The sequence below is a fragment of the Streptomyces sp. NBC_00122 genome (assembly GCF_045160845.1).
Taxonomy (GTDB): Bacteria; Actinomycetota; Actinomycetes; order Streptomycetales; family Streptomycetaceae; genus Streptomyces.
This window is the reverse complement of sequence record NZ_CP108191.1, coordinates 463,998-480,899: the sequence shown is the minus strand read 5'-3', so window position 1 is coordinate 480,899 and position 16,902 is coordinate 463,998. Positions and strand designations below refer to the sequence as shown.

Here is a 16,902-nt window from a genome sequence, read left to right as displayed (position 1 = left end):
GGCTCACCTTTCCCGTTCCGTCAGAGGTCGCGTCAGGGGTCGCGTCAGGGAGGGCGTCATCTCCCGGGAGCGCAGCCATACTTCGCAGGCTACGGTCGGGTGCAGCAGGTAGCTCTCCGTCTCGGCCGACAGAGCACGGCGGCACCACTCGCGCAGGACCTTCACGTCGACGAGGCCCAGCCGGGCGAGGCGCGACTCCTCGCACAGCGCCAGCAGGCGGGCGCGGTGGCGGCGCAGCCCCGCCTCCTCCTCGAAGGTGGCGTTGGCCTTGGTGCCACGGGTGCGGCTGGCCTCGGGGACGATGCCGCGCATGGCTTCGACGATCAGCGGTTTGTACCGCCAGGGAGTGATCCGCTCCTGCGGCCGGATGGCGAGGGCCGCCTCGATCACCCGGTCGTCGTAGTAGGGGGCCGCCACCGTGATGCCCAGCGGGGCGGCCATCTGGCCGATGTGCCGTGTCCACTGGGAAATGCCGTCCATCGCGGCCATTTCCCGGTGCTCGCCGTGCCCGCGGCCACGCGGCTCGGCTTCCGGGAGCTGGGCGCGGAGCAGTTCGCGTACCGCCTCTACGGCCTCGGGCGTGGCCCAGCCCGGCATGCGCGGCGGCGCCGACCAGTCGAGCAGCGGTTCGTCCGCCGGGGCGGGGGGCGCGTTCAGGTCGCAGGCGACCCTGCCGAGCCAGGCACGGTAGGAGCGACGATCCAGGAGCTGGCGCAGCACGTGCCACCGGGACCACTGGTACTTCGCGGTGTAGCCGCGCAGATCCCGCAGCGCGGTGAGGGGATGAGTGCCCATCAGCGCGTGCAGGCGGGCGGGCGCTCCGGCGAGGAGCTCGTCGCCCCCCAGGCCGGTCAGGTGCAGGCTCGATCCACGGGCTGCTGCCAGGGCGATGATGTGCATGCGACGGTTGCGGTCGACCGTGAGGATGCTGGGGGTGTCCAGGAGGTCGTCGAGGGTGTCGATCCCGTCGAACGTCATGGCCAGGTCGGGCGCGGGGACGATGTGGTGCTCGATCGTCCCCAGTGCCCGGGTGGTCCGGCGGGCCCAGTACACGTCGTCGCCGAGTTCGTCGTGGATGGCGGCGGTGTACGCCGCGACCTTCGCGTCCCCGCGGGCGGCGGCGCAGCACACGGCGGTGGAGTCGAGCCCGCCCAGGTCGGCCGTCACCAGCTCGCGCCCGCGCGTGCGCGTGGCTACGGCGGCGGTCAGCGCCTCCCGGAAGCGCCCGGCACCTTCGGCCAGGGGCAGGTGCGGATCGGGGGGCGACCACCAGCGGGTCACCTCGGCCCGTCCGTCGGAGTCGAGCGTCAGGTAGTGGCCGCCGGGCTGGGCGTGTACGCCTTTCCACATGGGGGAGCCCGACAGCGGGTGCGGTACGCCCAGGGTGAGCAGTTCGAGGGCGAGCCTGCGTTCGTCGAGTTCCGCGCCGACCAGTTCGGCGAGTACGTCGGCCCGATCGGAGGCAAGGCTGAAGCCGCCGTTCGCGGCGAGGGTGGCATCGGTGAAGAACACCCGCCTCACGCCGACGACGCCGGCCTGGACCCGGACCCGCCCACTGCGGCTGGCCACGAGGTGGAGGCTGCCGGCCCAGGTGGCGCTGGTGCGGTCGAGCGCCGACAGGGACGCGCTTTCGGCGGCTGCGGCTGCGCGTCGGGCCGCTTCGGCGGTGACGGAGTGTTCGCCGAGCACGGCGACGCGGGTCCCTCCGCACTCGCCCACCACGATGCCCGAGGGTGCCCAGCGCCCCACCAGCCAGGGGCGCCCGGAGCGGTGGCGCAGACCCTGGGCGGCATGGGCGAGCGCCTTGGCGGCGACAGCGGCGGCCGCGTCGGTGTCGGGTAGGACGACGAACCAGGTGCGCAGGGCCTGGAGTGACAGGGAGTCTTCCACGGCTACGGCCTTCGGTCGGTGATGTGCGGAGAGCAGGGTGGCGGCGGGGGCCGCCACCCCTTGGCTCGGCCGCCGGTTCAGCGTCGCGGCCGGGCCCTCACGTCAGAGGAGCTGCTTGCCGCCGAGGACGTCCTTGGGCCCCGTGTTCTTGATCCCGGTCACCTTGCGGAAGCTGCCGGCCTTGGTGAGGGTGGGGCGCTCATACGTCATGGTCGAACTCCTTTTCGCTTCGGGGTTGCGGGGTGCATGCGCATGCGGCGGAATCCCGATCCGAAGACCGGTCATTCCGCTCGACCACGCTACGTAGGGTGAGCGGATCATCGCAATGCCGTCTCCGGTCCGGCCGCTGCACGCCCGTGGCGCGCAAGTCGCCTTGCGCGCCGCCGAACGATTCCGCCAGCCTCTGGAACGGCGGGAATCCGACCGCGTGCGCAACACCAGCAACACCGGGGACGTAAAGGCATACTTTTCGGCGGCGCTGGGCGCAGGTGCCCTTTGCCGTCGGCACGCCTATCCGCCGGGGCAAGCGGACTCCGGTGCGGCTGGCCAGCCCTCGGTGCAGCCCCGCGCAGGACCGAGGTGTGCCGGGCATGAAGGCTGGCCCGAACCTCCGGCGCGCGCCGTCAGCCTGGAGCGTCAGGCGTGCGCCGCGGCGCCCCGCGCACGCGGCAGCGGTGCACCGTCGAGCGGACCCGAATGGCCGGAAGGGGACCTCTTGACCGTGAAGTGCACCTGAAGCACTCCGATCCACACGAGCGCCGAGCCCAGCAGGTGGAGCATCACGAGGAGCGAGGGCAGGGCCGTCAGCGACTGCACCAGCCCCACGAGGCCCTGGCCCAGCAGCACGGCCAGGAAGGCGACCGCCTTGCGGCGCGCGGCGCCGAAGCCGTCCTTGGGCAGCGCGTACAGCAGAGCTCCGGCCAGGACCAGGACCGACCCGGCCAGCACACCGTGGACGACGGTCACGGCCGTCCAGTTGAAGGGCATCCGCGCCACATCGGAGGAGTCACCCGCGTGCGGTCCGGAACCGGTGGCGAGCGTGCCCACGACGACCAGCAAGGCCGTCAACGCGACCAGGGCCGCCGACAGCGATCGGATCCGCACGAAGGACCGCGGCGCGAGCGGGACCGGCGCGAGCGGGACCGGCGCGCCGGGCCGGTCACCGTCGCCACCCTGGCCACCCACGCCGCTCTGGCCACCCCCGCCCCCCGCGCCCCGCCCAGCGCCGTCGGCACCGGCATCGGCGTACGCCGCGTGCCAGGTGTACACCGCGGCGGTGAGCAGCAGCGTGGCGGCGAGGAAGTGCGCGGCGACGATGTACGGGCTCAGCCGCATCCATACGGTCACTCCGCCGACGACCGCGTTCAGCATGACGATCCAGAACTGCGCCCATCCGCCGCGCAGCGCCGCGGGCATCGGCCTCTCCTGGAGGCGCGCGGTAATGATGACCCAGCCCACCACCGCGCACAGCGCCCCGGTCAGGAGCCGGTTCCCGAATTCGATGGCGCCGTGCACCCCCATTTCCGCAGTGGGGGCCAGCGTCTCTCCCGTACACATGGGCCAATCGGTGCAGCCGAGACCGGAGCCGGTGACGCGGACGATTCCACCGGTCACGATGATCGCGATACTTGCCACGACCGAACCCAGTGCGGCCAGTCTGACGCTTCTCGCTCCGAGTGAATACCTGTCGGCAAGCCATGAGAGGGGAGTTCGCACGATCAGTCTTCCTTTATTTCACTTTTACGTGCTGTGGCGCGGAACCCCAGCGTACGCCGCACGATCACCCGGCCTGACGGGGCGTCGCAAACGGAAGGGAGCGAGCATCTCCAGGGCCCTTGGAGAGGGCCGGCCCGGAGATGGTCCGGATCTTGGTACGCGTGGTTCCCGGGGCGCATCGCCCGCCCACCTGCCGAGCAAGAGCCGTTCAGGTTCGAGCTGGCGCCTGGTGGGACACCTTTCCCGCACGGGAGTTCAACCGTGGACACCCCCGGCTGCGGGCTCCTGGAGAGCGTGCCTTCGCACAGCTGAAAACCTGGCGACTGCGCCGGCGGGCCAAAGGCTCCCCCGGCGCATCGGCGCCATCGTCCAGGCCGTCCACACGCTCCTGACCCGCACGTCTTCAGGATGAATGAGGTTCAGTGCTCGCAGAGGGAGAATTCTCGTTCGTAGAGCTGCTCGTTGTGTTCGTCGACGAAGAACTTGCGTTCCTGCATGAGTTGTTCGCGGTAGTCCTTTGCCTGCTCGAGCGTCATGGTCGAGGTGTCGGACCATGGTTGTTGCGGTGGCACATCGGATGTCGAGACGATCCTTTCCGACGGGTCGACCAGGAAGAACGCGAGAATTTTGCGATGTCCCGGGCGGGTGGTGTCCGTGAGGCGGAATGGGTCGACGCGGTGTTGCAGGATGTTCGGGAACGCCAGGCAGCGGCCCGCCGGGGTCGATGTCGATCCCAGTATCTGGTTCAGTGCGTCTTCGTCCTCCAGGCCGTAGACCTCACGCAGACCGTTGTCGTCGTTCTGTTCGTAGTTCGGGTCGTCGAGTGCCGCCCGGAAACTCAGCCGGCTTTCGGTGATGTTCTCGCTGTCCCAGTAGTAGATGCCGGTCGAGACGATCCGCTCGTTCATCATCCCCTCGACGTGCCAGGAACCGCCGGGGTACTCGGGCTTGTCCGCGGTGAGATGAATGGTGGCGAGCTTGACGATGACCTGGAGGCGGCGGCCGCGCAGGTCGACTCGGGCGGATGCGTCCGGCAACTCGGGCGGGGTGAAGGCCGGGGCGTCCGGGATGACCGGGCGGCGGTTCTCCCACCAGTCGTCCTGGGCCTGTTCCCACGCGCCACGGGCCTCTGCGTAGGCCTCGTCATCACTGTAGGAGGATTTGCTCGGATACTCCGGCTCCGAGTCGTACCACCCGTAAGGATCGGCCTCGATACGCACGGGCCGCGGATGGCGCAGATCGGTGAGCACGTTCTCCAGCAGCGGGCGCATGCGTGCGAACAAGTCCGGTAGGACGGCGGCCAGTTCGTGGTGAATCTCGGGGTGGACGTTGTTGACGTACGAACGGAAGGCGACATCGCCGTCGTCACTGACGTCGACGTCCGTGGGCAGCCACTGGAACTTCTCCGAGAATTCGTACCTCGAATAGCGGTCCGTCGGGTTCTGCCAAGCCCGCTCGGGCGCGCCACTCGCCTCTCTCACCAGGCAGAACAGTGAGGGATGAACCAGATCCAGCACCTGGCCGTCGGATCCGGGATGCCAGTCCTGTTCTGCTTCGGGGACCTGTTCCAGAACCTGAACCGCCTCGCGCAGCCGGGATCTGAGCTTGTCGTCGACCAGTGCGTCCGACTGCCACACCCCGTCGACGGCCGACACCTCGACGCCGGTTCGCCCGTCCCGCAGCGCGGCGTAATGCACGAGCTCGGCAAGCACGTAACGAACCTGTGCTTCGGTGAGGCCCTGGGCGACCGCTTCCTGCGTCCACCTGGCGACGATGTCGGCATCGTTCATCTTGTCGAACCATCCCGGCTTCGCCCGAATGTGTGAGCTGCACTGCATCATCTGAAGTTCCCGCAGCGTTCGGGGTGTCGCGAACGATATGGAACGGGATGCGTGAAAGGGCAGCGGGAAAGCAGGCAGGCCGGTCAATTCTCTCGGTCCTCCGAGTCGGTGTGCGGTGGCGGGAAGGATACTTGAGCGGACTGACACCGCAGTCGTGGTCCCCGTCATCGCTGGTCCGGGAGCCAGGGCTTCGACGTAGTCGCGTCATAGAGGAGGAGGTGCCGGACCTGTTCGAGGCGAACATGGAGGCGCTGCTGGGGGTACGGTCCCTGCGTCCGAGTACAGCACCGGGCAGCCACTGCGAACGCTGGGCGGTGGCCGTCTCCAGTACCTGTGCGCCGACTGGATCGGCAGGGTGGTCCAGCGCCCATGAGGCCAGCGAGCCCCAGCAGGCTCTTCCGCGAGCTCGGCGACCGCGGTGGCGAAGCCAGATGCCGGACCGACTTTTGGCATCATCCACGATCGCCAAGGACGGTACGAGGACGCCCACGAGCGCCATCGGCAAGCGCCGCACGTGTACCGCGAGGCGGGATCCCGCATCGGCGAGACCATCGTGCTGAACAACATCGGGCTGCTGCAAGGCCGCTACGACGAGGCCCGGCGCCATCACCACCACGCCGTGGAGCTGAGCCGCAGGCTCGACTTCCCCGGAGACGAGGCCGAGTCGTTCAACGCCCTTGCGGAGGCCGCCCGGTCCATGGGCGACCTCGCCAAGGCCGTGGCCGAGCACGGACTGGCGCCGACCGCGAACGCGCCCGGACAGCCGGTGGCATCACCACCGATCAGACGTCATGAACGCCATCGACCAGCACCTCGACCGGGCGTTCCGGAACCAGGCGGGTGCCCATCGGGTCAGCCAGGGGCGCCGCGTACTCGGTGAGCTCGGTTTGGGCCGTGACGGGTCCTTCCGTGTCGAGCGGGTCGCGCCAACGGCGCCTGACGGGCAAAAGCCCAGTTCAGGCGCCGTTTTTCGTGGCTCTAGAGGAAGCCGAGCTTCTTCGGGGAGTACGAGATGAGGAGATTCTTCGTCTGCCGGTGGTCTGGGAGGCCGACGGCCTGGCCCGCCCGGCGGCCTTCCTGTCCTGCGTGACGCAGGGTGCCGTGTTGGGACGGGTCTGGCGCTCGTTCTAGCACTCCAGCAGGGTTCTGCTGTCTGACCTGGGAGGATGCCGGGCGGCTGGAGTGTAGCGGGACGGTAGCTGGTCAGGTCAGACACCAAAGTCCTGCTGGAGTAATAGGAGTTCGGCCAGCGCAAGCAGGGGCTCGGCTTGCCGGAGCACGTCAGGTGTCGGAGTACGGAGCACCGGGTCCTGGAAGGCGGCCGGGCACGTGACGAAGACCGGGTCGCTGAACACCGGCTCCAGGCCGTGGGCATACGAGATGTCGTGCCTGCCCGGCACCCGGACCCAACCGCGCGGGGTTCCAGGCGATGATGTCCCAGTCCCACCAGGCTGCACCGGCAACTCACGACCTCGGCTTGATGGTTGGACGCCCCACTCCGGGACGGCGGAAGTTGTCCGGCCGGCCCCGTGGCGCGGTCGAAGGGGGCGTCCGAAGTCAGCAGAGGTGACTTCGGACGCCCCCGGTCGGCCGTGGCGACGGCCTGTCAGGAGGCTGCCGCGTCGGCGGTGGTTACTTCTTGATGTAGAGGGAGGTGAAGATCATCCAGATGTCGGTCAGCTGGCGGTACTCCTGGTGGCAGACGTAGGCGGTCCAGGCGCCGTTCGCGACGCCTTCCGCGCCCTTCGTCTCGCACGCGGCGAGCGAGCCGACGTAGGAGGTCTCCCGGACGTAGCCCGGCGGAGGGGTCCAGGCGGCCGCCGCGGACACGGCGGACCCGGATGCGGCCGACTGCGGTGCGGCGGCGGACGCGGGCGAGGCTCCCAGGACGAGGGCTGCCGTGGCCGCCAGGACGGCACCGGGAACGGCCGCCTTGCGCAGGATCGGGTGGGACATGTGTGTCTCCTTCTGGTCGGTCGCGCGGTGGCGACGGTGTGGGGGCTGGTATGGGGGCTGGTGTGGGGCCGTCACTCTTGGCGGCGGTCCAGGATCAACTTTGGTCGTCTCGCGCAGGATGCGGCGCTCGTCGGTGTCCTCGACCGCCTCGTGCGGGGTCGCCCGGGCCAGGCCGGTAAAGTCACCTCCGGGGCACCTGGCTTCCAGAGCCATCGGTGATGACGTGAAACAACAACTGAAGGTCTTGGAACAGCTGCACGTGTGGCCTTCTTGACAGCTGCGGTCCGCCTTCAACGCCGGCTTTGTTTATGGCGATGGAATTGCTCGATGCTCCGTCACCGGGTTCCTTGTCCAGCGGAATGCTGATCGCGGTCCTGCTCCTCGACCCGCGCCGGCCCGGCTCGAGGACTCGAAGCAGCGGTGACCTAGCACTTCGCGTTCGTGCGCGCCGATTTACCGGCCGCCGCTCGAAGCCGACAACCGCCGCGCTTCAGCCCCGGGCGGATTCCTTCCACCACAGTTGGCCCGATGTCGGCAACAGGTCAATGGGGTCGTAGTACTGGTGCTGTCGGCCGAGAGCACCATGTTCTCCGTCCTCCAGGGACGTGAGGTAGTTCTTCCCCCAGTAGCTAATGCCTCGGTCACGGTCATAGGCCTCGTATTGGTCGACCCACCGCTTTCCTACGAACGGAACGTCGCACACGATGCGCGGAGTGGAGAACCCGGGAAGGTACCCCATGATCTCGTGCTGGAGGCGCTGCGCTTGGCCGACCGAAAGCCGCCAGTGCTCCGCATGGGGAATCATGTCGCACATGTAGAAGTAGTAGGGGGTGACGGAGGCGTGGTCGCACAGCGCGAAACACAGGTCGAGCAGAGACTGAGCGCTGTCGTTCACCCCACGCATGAGGACACCCTGGTTGCGCACGTCACGCAATCCTGCAGCCAGGAGTGCTCGCGCAGTGCGAGCGACGTACGGTGTCACCTGCTGAGCTGCGTTCGCGTGGGTGTGCAGGGCGATCTGGACGCCCCGTGGCACCGCCTTCGCCGCCAGACGGTGGATACCCTCCAGAACCGGGGCGGAAGCCCAGTACTGCGGCAGGCCGATGAGTGCCTTGCTGGCGAGCCGGATGTCCCTGATGTTGTCGATGTCCAAGAGCTCGTTGAGGAATGCCTCCAGGCGGGGCCACGGCATGTTGGCCAGATCGCCGCCGGATACCACGACGTCCCTGATTCCCGGTGAGCGCCGCAGATGCTGCAGGATCGCTTCTGCCCGGTCGGCGGGCTTGAGCGTCATGCGCGATTTTTCCACCTGGGGCGTCGACGTGCCGACGAGATCCATCCGGGTGCAATGCCCGCAGTACTGGGGGCAGGTGGTCAGGAGTTCCGCGAGCACCTTGGTGGGATACCGGTGCGTGAGACCCTCGACAACCCACATGTCCTGTTCGTGCAGGGAGTCGCGGCTCGCTCTCGGGTGGGACGACCAGACGGGGTGCCTGTCGGAGAACACCGGCAGCATGTACCGGCGGACAGCGTCGGTGTAGAACTCGGCGGTGAGTGAGCCCGCACCGGTGGGTACGGAGAACGGAACCATGGTGTTGAGCATGTGCGGCGGCACCAGCACGGACATCGTGGCGCGGTGCAGTCGGTCGCGTTCCCAGTCGTCGTAGAAGTCGTCGTCCAGCAGGTTCCCCATCACGCCCCGTAGCTGACGCGCATTCTTGATGCAGTGCACGCGCTGCCACTGAGGGTTCATCCACTGTTCGGCGCTGACCTCGCGCCAGCCGGGGAAGCGCTGCCAGTCCGGCTCGACCAGTTCGGTTCGGCGGTAGGTGTACGGCTGGAAGGCCGAGCCCGGCAGCCGTGTCCCTGCGGCCGCCGCTTCCGTCGTGGCGCTCACAGTTCCGATTCCACTTTCCGCGTGCTCGCGAGAGCCTTCAGTCTTTGCTTGTCAGGCTTTCCGGCGCCGGTCCTCGGCAGGCTGTCCGTGAAGCCGAGCTGTATGGGGACGCAGATCTCCCCCCATGCCTCGCGCACCATCTCCAGGAGCTTCTGCGGGTTGATGGTCTCACCGGGGACGGGCACGACGACCGCGTGAACATGCTCGATCGCATCGTCGCCGAGCACGCCGAAGACAGCGCTGTCAGCGACCAGGTGATGGGAGTTCAGCAGATCCTCGAGGTCGGAGGGATATATGTGGTCGCTCGCCACGTTGATCATGTCCCTGGCCCGGTCGGTGACGGTCAGGTATCCGTTGCTGTCCAGAAACCCGATGTCACCGGTGTGCAGCCAGCCGTCCTTGAGTACCGCGTCCGATTCGTCGGGCTGCTTCCAGTACCCGCGCATGACGGTCTTGGAGCGCACGCAGATTTCGCCGTGTTCGAGCGGCGGAAGTTCGCGTCCGGCCTCGTCCCGGATCGCGACCGTGACCCACGGCAGCGGCCTGCCGGAGGAGCTCAGCACGCCCGGCCGCGAGGGGTCGTGGTCCTGGGACGCGAGGACACTGATCCCTCCCGCCTCGTTCTGTCCGTAGGACTGCACGAGGACCGGCCCGAAACGCCGGACCACGTCGGCGAGACGGCTGGCAGAGGCCCGGCAGCCCGCGTACATGACGGTGCGCATGCTGGAGGTGTCGGTCGTGACCGAGGCCGGATGGTCCACCAGCTGGTAGGGCATGGGCGGCACGAGGAAGATGTGCGTGATCCGCTCGCGTTCGATGGCGGCAAGCACCTCGCCGGCGTCGAAGCCGTCGTGAAGCACGACAGTCCCCTCGCTCATGAGGACGACGTCGGCCATCACGCCGCCGGTGTACATCAGGGGGGTGCACATCAGCAGGCGGGGTTTCTGCGCCCCGCCGGCGGGCGGAGCGGTGTAGTTGCCGCTGATCTCCTCATAGGTGACGGCGATACCCTTGGGCCGGCCCGTAGTGCCACCGGTGTAATTGAACACGCAGATGTCCTGGGGGCGTGCTCGGCTGGGGAACGGATCTGCCGCCTCCTGTGCGGCAAGCTCCAAGAGGTCCGTACGCGTGTCTGACGGACCGAGCGAGAGGACCTGCGCCACCGACGCCAGGCCGGTCAGTTCTTCGGCTCGATCGCCGTACCCGGGATCGACGATCAGCGTGTGGGTCTCGATGTCCTGGACGATGGCCGCCTGCGTCTCGGCCGTCAGACTGTTGTTGAGATGGTGGACGCGGCAGCCGACCAGGCCTGCGGCGAATCGGACGGCGAGGGCCTCGGGCCGGGTCCCGCTGAGAATGGTCACCGTCTGTCGGCGGTCCACCCCCTGGCGGCGCAGGGCTCGGGCCATGCGGAACACCATGGCGCGGAGCTCGAGCGCGGTCGTGCGCCGTCCCCGGTGGACGAGGGCTTCTCGGGCGGGCGAAGTTTCGAGCCCTGCGAGAATCTTCTCGACGTGCGTACGGAAGTCCGACCCGGCCGCGAGATGGCTGGCCAGAATCTCTTCGCTGGTTTCGCCCAGGAGGGCGCGCTTGGCGGGGTCCAGGACGTCCTGGTGAGGCGGCGCCGCATTCACTCCGTCGTAGTAGCCGCCGGTTGCCGCTGTGTCTCCGGTCGCGCAGGCCAGTCGCAGGACGGCTTCGGCGCCCTGCTCGATGGTCGACTCCGAGGGAATGCCGAGCTCCTGGACCATGGGCGTCGGCATGAAGTTGGCCGGGTGGACGCAGTTCACCGGGATGTGTTCACCTGCGAGTTCCGCGGCAAGGTCCGTGCTGAATGACGCCAGCGCGAGCTTGGATCGCCCGTACGCCACCCACCCGTGGTAGAAGCGGTCCATCGTCAGGTCGTCGAAGTCGATTTCGAGCTGTGCGGCGGATCCGACGTTCACTACGCGGGGCGAACGGGCATTCCTCAGCCCTGGCAGCAGAAGGCGTGTGAGAAGCACCGGCGCCAGGTAGTTCACGGCGAAGCGCAGTTCATGCGCGTCGTCGCTGAGCTGTCTTTCGGCGCCTTCCGGCCCCGGGCCCACACCCGCATTGTTGATCAGTACGTCGATGCGTGGCTGTTCGGCGAGGATCTGTTCCGAGAGGGCTCGTACCTCGTCGAGACGCGCGAGGTCCGCGACGTAGGGGTGGGCTGCGGCTCCAGCGGCGCGAAGGCCCTGGACACAGGAGTCCACACGTCCGGCGTCGCGCCCGTGTACCAGGATCGTGTCGCCCTGATCTGCGAGCTGCTCCGCCAGGTGCCGGCCCAGGCCCGACGTGGCGCCGGTGATCAGTACGATGCGCGGTTCGGCTGTCATCTGCTCCTCCTGTGGGGGCTGGGGTCGGGGATGTGTGTCGGCTGCTTCCGCAGGGGCGGCAGAGGGCGGTGGGGTCCTCTCATCGCCCGTCGCCGTTCATCCATGGCGCGTGCGGCACGATGTTGGCCTGGGCGAGTGCACTGCAGACCGCTGCCTCGGCGGTCGGACCGGCGGGATGCAGGGCGTGGTCCATGAGCCCCTCGGCCACGGCATGGGACCGGTGTTGGCCGAAGCTCATGCGGGCCATGCCGGGACGGCTGTCGGACGGTTCCTCGGCCGAGGACACGCCGGGGGCAAGCTCCCGGGCGAAAACCGACGTCGTACGGCCGAGTCCGGTGAGGACGGCGGCAATCCCTGCGGCGTCGAAGAGAGCAGCGTCATCGTCGTCCAGGTAGACGACGATCGCATCCCTGCGCGGGTAGTACAGCGGATTCGAGCTGATCTTGGCTCGGTAGCGGGTCGCGCCGCCCTCCAGCACCGTCAGCAATTGCCCCCATGCCTGCGGGGCTGCTGCTGCGTCCTCGATGTGAAGGTAGTAGCGGCGCAGACGAGTGGTTCGGGGGCGCCCGCGGGAACCGTCCACCAGAAAGAATCCCGGAGAAAGCGCGGGGCGGCGAGAGGGATAGCGCAGCAGGAACCGGTCCCGGTCAGCACGTCGTGCCACCTGTGCGTCGGCCGGAGCCGGCGCGTCCACCAACGTGCGCACCCCGTCGATGGTCGCGATGCGTCGTGCGTTGTCCGCGCTCGTTGCGGCCTCCGTCACGGATGCTTCCACCAAGGTGTCATGGTGGGCTACGGCGTCCGACAGCAGCCTCTCGTACCGCCTGTCGCGCAGGGTACGGAGGGCCGGTTCATCCCCCAAGGTCATTCCCGCGTGCAGTACTTCGTAGATCTTGTAGGCCAGGGCGTGACGGAGTTCGGGCAAGGTGCTCGCCGTGACGGTGGTATCCAGGACGCGGGCGGTCAAGGCACCCGGGTCCACCTCGAGCTCCTCGAGAGCGGAGCGCAGACGCTCGGACAGCACTGGGGACGGTGTGGGGCTCGACATGGCTTTCAGTCCTCCAGACCGAGTGTCTTGGTAACAGCGGCCGGGTCGACCAGCACCGTCCTGGCGGTCCCCAGCGCTGCTCGGTCCAGCGGGGTCAGACTCGGGCGCCGAGCAGCTGCTGCCATCACGCGGTCTATGAGGTGCCAGCCCGCGAAGCCCGCGCTGCGCTCGCGCAGCGATGCCTCGAACGGCCGGCCAGTGGAGCGGTACCCGGTGCAGAATTGTTCGATCAAGGGTCGCCGCCGGAGTAGTTCGCGCACCCCCCGGGCGACAAGCTCGCGTCCCGAATCCGCGCTGTCGGCCGGTTCGGGAGAGTCCTCGGTTCCGGTTCCCGGGAGCTTGCGCAGCGCGCGGTACAGCCATTCGCCGATGTACGCGCCGAGGTCTCGGGCTGGGTCACCCCAGCGCAGCTCTTCCCAGTCGATCAGGTAGGGCATGTCGTCGACGAAGAGGAGCTGGTCGAGGCGGAGGTCTCCGTGGATCGCACGACGGTCGGCGGACTGGCCCTCGCTGTCCCTCAGGCGTCGGAGCGCCGCGGAGAGCGCGTCGTCCTGCTGCAGGATTCGCCACAGTTCCAGCTCGGCGAAGCTGGAGTTGCGGTGAGTCTCCAAGGGCAGCGCGTCGAGGTACGAGACGGGAGGCAGGACAGGCAGGCTCGTATCCAGGGTTGTCGCCGGGGCCGGGTTGATTCCGTGGAGAGCTCCGATCATCTCGCCGACACGGAATGCGTCCTTCTCCTCGAATGCGTCGTCGTCCGCCCGTTCGGCACCTGTGCGGGCCCCCGGCAGGAGTTCGAAGACAACGATCGCGTCCTCCTCACTGCAGCCTAGGTAGCGCGGGGCTTTCAATGCCGCTGTCGAGGAGGTGGCAAGGAGCTCTTCGAAAGTGAGGATGTTGTTGAGGCGCCGGGAGACATCTGCAGTAGGTCCCTCGAGACGCTTGACGAAGACGTTGGCGCCGCTGGTCGTTCGGCCGGCCCAGTTCTCGTTGCGGCCGTTGTGTGCCACCAGGTTCGTGCTGTCGAGGGTGCCGAGACGCAGTCCGGCCAGGGCGTTCGCGACCGCCGGCACGGAGTCCACATCGGTGACCCTCGTACGATAACGGTGGTCGGACGTCACCGTGATACCTCCTGGTCGGTTCGCTGGAGCTGGGAGGGGGCCGGGAGCCCGTGAGGCACGTCGTCGATGTGTTCGAACCGGCGGACCGTGATCCCGGGGACATCGGCCAGGGATACGGCAAGGGCTGTCGCATTGCCGACGACGACCGTGTCGAATCCTGCGGGGTCGAGATGATGGAGCGCTGCCTCGACGACGTCCCCGGAGCCGACCGCTGCGAGGGCCAGTGGGTAGTGGTCCATCCACTCGGGGCCCACGCCCTCGGAGAGCAGGTTGGCGAGCAGAGTCGCGTGTGCGGAGGGGGAGACCAGTGCGGTCGCGATGCGTCCGGTCAGCAGTCTTTTCGTCACCGCGATCTCCTCCTCCGTGGGCGGGCTGGAGATCATGGCGGCCAGTTCGGCCCTCGTGTCGCGAAGAGCGAGGGCGGCGGTCTCTTCGTTCGCCGCCAGGCGGACCACGGTCGTGGGGCTCCCTGCAACCATCTCGGTCGCCGACCCCGCCATGTACGCGTATCCCTTCCGCTCCCGGATGTTCATGGCGAGGCGAGAGGCAACCCCTGCCCCGAAGACTGCGTTCGCGATGTCCAGGGCGGGACGTCGCGGGTGCGTCCGTTGCAGCGCTGGGCTCATCATCAGGAGCTCGGCCTGTGCGGAGTGCGGCCGGTGGACGAGTACGACTTCGTCGGTGGCGGCGGAAGGAAGAGCCGGGAGGTCCTGTGGGGCTTCGTCCCTGCGCCATCCGGAGAAGGCCTCTTCCATGAGGGCGGCAACCGGTGAGCCCTGGACATCGCCGACGAGGACGAGGACCGCTCCATGCGGTGTGAGACGTGAGGAGTGCAGGCTGCGGACCGCCCCGGGCTCGACACCCCTCAGCGCCGCGGGGGACGGCAGTTCGTGCGGCATGGTCTTCTCCGCACGGCACCTGCGCAGCAGGGTGGTGAGCGCCATCCACCGCGGTTCGCCGCGCCGGATGGCGACCTGCGCCGCAAGGCGGTCGCGGGCCTCGGCTACGGACGCGTCGCTGAACCGGGGCTCCGCCAGGTGCCGGCCGATTTCCCGCAGGACGGCTGGCAGCGAAGCCGCGGGGGTGTAGCCGAAGACTCCGATCCATTCGGCGTTCCGGGCAGAGTCGATGTCGGCGACGGTCCAGGCCTGCGCGTGTTCACCTGTCCGCCCGCCCGCCACGTGCAAGAGCACATCACTGAGGATGTGGGCCGCGGCGGCATGCGCTTCCCCTGTGGCGGGGCATGGGATGTACATGCGGATCTCGACCAGAGAGGCAGTGCTGTCGGGGACTACGACACAACGCAATCCGTTGGACATGGTCGTGTCCACTGCCGGCCGGGGCCGGGCGAAACCATCCATATCGGGTAGCCAGCTCTCTTCGCTATGTCTTCGGCTCTGCTGCTTGGCGCGGGACGGCCTGGCTGGTGACCAGGCGGAGCACCGCCCTCTGGTCAGTGAGCAGCGCGCGGGCCGCGGAGGTGACCGCCTCGGCCCCGATCGACAGGATTCGGCCGGGCAGTTCATCCACGAGCGCCGGGGCATTGTGGAGGAGCTCGTACGTCCCCATGGCCCGCGTGCGCGCCAGCAGGTCGGCATTGCGTCGGGCGGACCTCGCGGCAACCCGGGCCACCGCCGTGGGCACGAGATCGGCAAGTGCGTGCGTCTCGGCGAGCCCGGCCAGTTCGCTGTCGATTTCGGCGAGTACTGATTCGGGGTCGGCGTGCGGATGGTGGGTCACGGCCAGGGCGAGGGTGTCGGGGGCACGCGTGTCCAGTGCGTTGAACAGTCCGCAACCCGCCGACACGTGGACGGCGGCGCCCTTCTCACGGACCAATCGCGTGTGCAGCCTGGACGATGAGCCTCCTGTGAGGATCTCGCACAGGACCATGTGCGCGAGGTAGGCGTCCAGCTCCGTCCCGGGGTCCGGGAGCTGATAGCCAAGGGCAAGCGCCGGCAGCGAGGCATGTACGTCTTCCCGCCGGCCATGGCGAGTGGTTCCCGGGAGCTCCTCGCGCAGCACGGCCGGGGCCGGCGTGGGGTGGTGAGGAAGAGCGCCGAAGACCTCTTCGATGTAGGCCGCGGTGCGATCAGGGTCGAAGGCCCCGCAGACGGTGAGGACTGCGTTGGCGGGCACATAGTGCGCGCGGTAGAAGTCCACGGCGTCAGCGACGCTCGCCGAGTCGAGGTCTTCGAATGAGCCGTACCCGTTGTGCGTATTCGGGTACGTGCTGTAGAGGAGCGCGGGAAGGGGTATCCAGGGAAAACCGCCATAAGCCCGGTTGAGGATGTTGAGCCTTATCTCTTCCTTGACGACGGCTCGCTGATTGCAGAGGTTCTCCTCGGTGATGAGGAGTGTGTGCATGCGGTCCATCTCCATGGAGAGAACCTGTTCCAAGCCTTCTGAAGGAAGGACTTGATAGTAGTCCGTGTAATCCTGGTGCGTGGATCCGTTGACGGAACCACCGAGGCCCTGAACGTACGTCCAGTGGGCCATTTTGGCGTGGTTCTCGCTGCCCTGGAACATGAGGTGTTCAAAGAGGTGCGCGAACCCGCTCCGACCCTCCGCCTCGGACCGGAAGCCCACGTCGTAGTGGACGCTGACGGCCACGACGGCGGCGGAGGGGCGGGGTTCCAGCAGCACCCTCAGACCATTGGGGAGGGAAAACCGTTGCAGTTCAGGCATTCAGCTTCCTTTGTCGCGCTGCACGAGGTGAAATGTGCACGCGTCGTGGGGCTGCGGCTGAGCCGCAGCCCCACGCTATCCTTGGATCTGAGACGCTGGCGCCGACTCGATTTTTGACGGGATCAGTTGGCGCCAGCGTGTCAGCTTCACAGGGACTGTGCAGCTAGCAGCTGCGTCAGCAACCCTCGACATAGGTGGCCGCGGTGACCGTGATGGTGAGGACGACCGGCGAGGTGGCAGGCGCCTCGTCCTGGGCGCTGGCGGCCAGCTCCTCGGCGTTGGTGTAGACGGTGTAACCCTCGATGAGCTTCTCGGCGTCCATGGGACACCCCTTTCTTATACGGATTCCGATTCCGAGTAATCCCGGAACCGCTTGCTGAAACATTTCTAT

13 protein-coding genes and 2 pseudogenes are annotated in these 16,902 nt (G+C 68.0%); 2 read left to right on the top strand and 13 right to left on the bottom strand.

Annotation, left to right across the window (positions count from 1 at the left end; genetic code table 11):
* Positions 1 to 3 precede the first annotated feature (3 nt).
* The 3 genes from OG737_RS02245 to OG737_RS02235 form a co-directional block, all read right to left on the bottom strand.
* Positions 4 to 1,890, bottom strand: coding sequence for a lasso peptide isopeptide bond-forming cyclase (locus tag OG737_RS02245; RefSeq protein WP_328924434.1), 1,887 nt, complete (start codon positions 1,888 to 1,890; stop codon positions 4 to 6).
* Between the two features lie 102 nt (positions 1,891 to 1,992).
* Positions 1,993 to 2,100 (bottom strand): keywimysin-related RiPP, encoded by a 108-nt coding sequence (locus OG737_RS02240; RefSeq protein WP_158688462.1) that lies wholly within the window; start codon positions 2,098 to 2,100, stop codon positions 1,993 to 1,995.
* A gap of 426 nt (positions 2,101 to 2,526) precedes the next feature.
* Entirely contained in the window at positions 2,527 to 3,606 is a 1,080-nt protein-coding gene (locus tag OG737_RS02235; RefSeq protein ID WP_328924433.1) for a COX15/CtaA family protein, read from the bottom strand.
* 263 nt (positions 3,607 to 3,869) lie between these two features.
* Between OG737_RS02235 and OG737_RS02230 the strand changes: the two are divergent.
* A pseudogene (locus tag OG737_RS02230) lies at positions 3,870 to 4,018 on the top strand (IS5/IS1182 family transposase); the annotation flags it as partial.
* A gap of 7 nt (positions 4,019 to 4,025) precedes the next feature.
* Here OG737_RS02230 and OG737_RS02225 read toward each other — a convergent pair.
* Together OG737_RS02225 and OG737_RS02220 are read right to left on the bottom strand one after the other, a co-directional pair.
* Positions 4,026 to 5,534 (bottom strand): DUF4246 domain-containing protein, encoded by a 1,509-nt coding sequence (locus tag OG737_RS02225; protein ID WP_328924432.1) that lies wholly within the window; start codon positions 5,532 to 5,534, stop codon positions 4,026 to 4,028.
* A 199-nt stretch (positions 5,535 to 5,733) separates the two neighbouring features.
* Positions 5,734 to 5,841, bottom strand: a pseudogene (locus tag OG737_RS02220) (SAM-dependent methyltransferase); the annotation flags it as partial.
* A 24-nt stretch (positions 5,842 to 5,865) separates the two neighbouring features.
* On the opposite strand from OG737_RS02220, the gene OG737_RS02215 reads away from it, so the two are divergent.
* Positions 5,866 to 6,327 (top strand): tetratricopeptide repeat protein, encoded by a 462-nt coding sequence (locus OG737_RS02215; protein WP_328924431.1) that lies wholly within the window; start codon positions 5,866 to 5,868, stop codon positions 6,325 to 6,327.
* Positions 6,328 to 7,079: 752 nt separating this feature from the next.
* Here OG737_RS02215 and OG737_RS02210 read toward each other — a convergent pair.
* The 8 genes from OG737_RS02210 to OG737_RS02175 form a co-directional block, all read right to left on the bottom strand.
* Positions 7,080 to 7,403: a hypothetical protein gene (locus OG737_RS02210; RefSeq protein ID WP_328924430.1), complete on the bottom strand. Its 324-nt coding sequence runs from the start codon at positions 7,401 to 7,403 to the stop codon at positions 7,080 to 7,082.
* A 490-nt stretch (positions 7,404 to 7,893) separates the two neighbouring features.
* Positions 7,894 to 9,309 (bottom strand): KamA family radical SAM protein, encoded by a 1,416-nt coding sequence (locus OG737_RS02205; RefSeq protein ID WP_405681461.1) that lies wholly within the window; start codon positions 9,307 to 9,309, stop codon positions 7,894 to 7,896.
* Positions 9,297 to 11,660: an SDR family NAD(P)-dependent oxidoreductase gene (locus tag OG737_RS02200; RefSeq protein WP_405921127.1), complete on the bottom strand. Its 2,364-nt coding sequence runs from the start codon at positions 11,658 to 11,660 to the stop codon at positions 9,297 to 9,299. The genes OG737_RS02205 and OG737_RS02200 overlap by 13 nt, the downstream gene beginning before the upstream one ends.
* Positions 11,661 to 11,739: 79 nt before the next feature.
* Complete coding sequence (locus OG737_RS02195; RefSeq protein WP_405921126.1) at positions 11,740 to 12,708, bottom strand: T3SS effector HopA1 family protein; 969 nt, start codon at positions 12,706 to 12,708, stop codon at positions 11,740 to 11,742.
* Between the two features lie 5 nt (positions 12,709 to 12,713).
* Positions 12,714 to 13,826 carry a class V lanthionine synthetase subunit LxmK gene (lxmK, locus tag OG737_RS02190; RefSeq protein ID WP_328924426.1) on the bottom strand — a complete coding sequence of 371 codons (1,113 nt, stop codon included), beginning with the start codon at positions 13,824 to 13,826 and terminating at the stop codon, positions 12,714 to 12,716.
* Positions 13,823 to 15,019, bottom strand: a complete 1,197-nt coding sequence (locus tag OG737_RS02185; protein ID WP_328924425.1) for an insulinase family protein — start codon at positions 15,017 to 15,019, stop codon at positions 13,823 to 13,825. The genes lxmK and OG737_RS02185 overlap by 4 nt, the downstream gene beginning before the upstream one ends.
* 190 nt (positions 15,020 to 15,209) lie before the next feature.
* Positions 15,210 to 16,511, bottom strand: a complete 1,302-nt coding sequence (locus tag OG737_RS02180) for a pitrilysin family protein (protein ID WP_328924424.1) — start codon at positions 16,509 to 16,511, stop codon at positions 15,210 to 15,212.
* 175 nt (positions 16,512 to 16,686) lie between these two features.
* Positions 16,687 to 16,833: an LxmA leader domain family RiPP gene (locus OG737_RS02175; protein ID WP_328924423.1), complete on the bottom strand. Its 147-nt coding sequence runs from the start codon at positions 16,831 to 16,833 to the stop codon at positions 16,687 to 16,689.
* Between the last annotated feature and the right edge of the window lie 69 nt (positions 16,834 to 16,902).